The following is a 2,689-nucleotide window of genomic DNA, read 5'->3' on the forward strand; positions in this document are numbered from 1 at the left end:
CACATTTTGTGTGTCGATCATCATGATCGGGAACGCCCCGAATTGAAGCATCTTAGTAGGGGCAGGAAAAGAAATCGAAGAGATGCCGTTAGTAATGGCGAATGAACACGGTAAAGTTCAAACTGAATCCCGCTGGAAACAGACGGGAGATGTGGTGTTATAGGTTTTTTCTAAAGGTCCTACCTGTTTGAAGTTTAACTTTTCTGGAACGTTAGACCATAGAGTGTGATAGTCACGTAAACAACAAACAAAGGATTTGGATTACAACCTGAGTAGCGTGGGTTGGAATTCCCGCGTGAATTTGGGAGGCACCAACTTCCAAAACTAAATACTACTTGAGACCGATAGCGAACTAGTAGGGTGACCGAAAACTGAAAAGTACCCCAAAAAGGGAGGTTAAAAGTGCCTGAAACCTGGAGGCGATGGAGCGATATGGCATTAAAGGATCTTTGATACGAAGGAAACGGTCGCGAGGCCGCAGTACGGGTATCATTGCCAGTGTCATATCTTACGTTTTGAAGAACGGGCCAGGGAGTATATTCAAATGGCAATGGCTAACCGAAAGGGAAGCCGAAGCGAAAGCAACATGCTCGCAACCGTAAGGTGAGGAGCGACGTATACAAGTGCGTGGAGTCATTGGGATATGACCCGAAGCCGGGTGATCTAGGCGTGGGCAGGTTGAAGCGTGGCGAAAGCTACGTGGAGGACCGCAAGCGGTATTGATCTGCAAATCATTCGTGTGACCTGCGTCTCGGAGTGAAAGGCTAATCTAACCCGGCATCAGCTGGTTCCTTTCGAAACATGTCGTAGCATGACCTGACCGGAGATAGTCGGTGAAGTAGAGCACTGATTGGTGGTCCCGGGGAAGAAATTCCTCAGCTGCCTGTCAAACTCCAAACTCACCGTCGTCGTAGAAGGTCGGAGTCCGGACTACTGGGGTAAGCCTGTAGTCCGTAAGGGAGACAACCCAGCCCGTGGTTAAGGTCCCTAAGTGTCGACTAAGTGTTAATACTAAAGGGCGTCCTAAGCCCTAGACAGCTGGAAGGTTAGCTTAGAAGCAGCTATCCTTTAAAGAGTGCGTAACAGCCCACCAGTCGAGGTTTGGGGCCCCGAAAATGGACGGGGCTCAAGTCGACCACCGATACCACGGAGTACCGCAAGGTAATCTCGTAGAAAGGCGTTGCGTTCGGGCAGAAGCAGGGCTGTGAAGTCCTGTGGACCGTGCGGAAACGAAAATCCTGGTAATAGTAACAGCATAGATAGGTGAGAATCCTATCCGCCGAAGGGGCTAGGTTTCCTCGGCAATGATCGTCAGCCGAGGGTTAGTCGGTCCTAAGACGTACCGTAATTCGAGTACGCCGAAAGGGAAACAGGTTAATATTCCTGTACCTCATGACAATAAACTGACGTTTTTGGGCAGGCCAAGCGGCGCCGTCGCGCCGTCTAAGCAGCGAACCCTGTGGAGAGCCGTAATGGCGAGAAGCAGGCGAATCTGTAATGGCGAAAGTTGGCTGCACCCGGGAACCCGTGAAAAGGAAGTCATGGGTCCGTACCGAGAACTGACACAGGTGCCCCTAGCTGAAAAGGCTAAGGCGTGTCGGAAATAATTTGGCTAAGGGAATTCGGCAAATTAGCTCCGTAACTTCGGGAGAAGGAGTGCCTGCTGTGAAGACAGCAGGTCGCAGTGACAAGAGAGCTCTAACTGTCTAATACCAACATAGGAGATCGCAAACCCGTAAGGGCTAGTACGATCTCTGAATCCTGCTCAGTGCAGGTACCTGAAAACCCGGTTCAACGGGACGAAGGGCCTGTAAACAGCGGGGGTAACTATGACCCTCTTAAGGTAGCGTAGTACCTTGTCGCTTAATTGGCGACTCGCATGAATGGATCAATGAGAGCTCTACTGTCCCTAGCCAGAGTCCGGTGAAGCTTACTTTCTAGTGCACAGTCTAGAGACCTCTAGGGGGAAGTGAAGACCCCGTGGAGCTTTACTGCAGCCTGTCGTTGGGTTGTGATTTTGGATGTACAGTGTAGGTAGGAGACATCGAAGTCGGTGCGCCAGCATCGATGGAGTCGCCGTTGGGACACTACCCTTCTGAAATTACGACCCTTACTCTGAGAGGAGGACCCCGATAGGTGGGCAGTTTGCCTGGGGCGGGACGCCCTTGAAAAGATATCAAGGGCGCACAATGGTTGACTCAAGTGGGTCGGAAACCCACTGAAGAGTGCAAGAGCATAAGTCAGCCTGACGTTATTCAGCATAGCAGTGGATGACGAGACGAAAGTCGGTTCTAGCGAACTTTTGAGCTCGCTTGGTGCGAGCCAAAAATGACAGAAAAGTTACCCCGGGGATAATTGAGTTGTTGCCGGCAAGAGCACATATCGACCCGGCAGCTTGCTACTTCGATGTCGGTTCTTTCCATCCTGGCCGTGCAGCAGCGGCCAAGGGTGAGGTTGTTCGCCTATTAAAGGAGATCGTGAGCTGGGTTTAGACCGTCGTGAGACAGGTCGGTTACTATCTACTAGAGGTGTCTGTGGTCTGAGGGTAAGCTACTTTTAGTACGAGAGGAACAGAGTAGCGGCGCCACTGGTGTATCAGTTGTCCGACAGGGCATCGCTGAGCAGCTACGCGCTAAGGAATAAGAGCTGAATGCATCTAAGCTCGAAATCTGACTTGAAAAGAGACCAC

The 2,689-nt window shown here is 51.1% G+C and carries 1 rRNA gene; it reads left to right on the top strand.

Annotated features, from left to right (window positions below):
* Nucleotides 1-2,689: ribosomal RNA gene (locus tag J2746_RS14560) — 23S ribosomal RNA — on the top strand; the annotation flags it as partial.

The sequence above is a fragment of the Methanolobus bombayensis genome (genome assembly GCF_017873415.1).
Taxonomy (GTDB): domain Archaea; phylum Halobacteriota; class Methanosarcinia; order Methanosarcinales; family Methanosarcinaceae; genus Methanolobus; species Methanolobus bombayensis.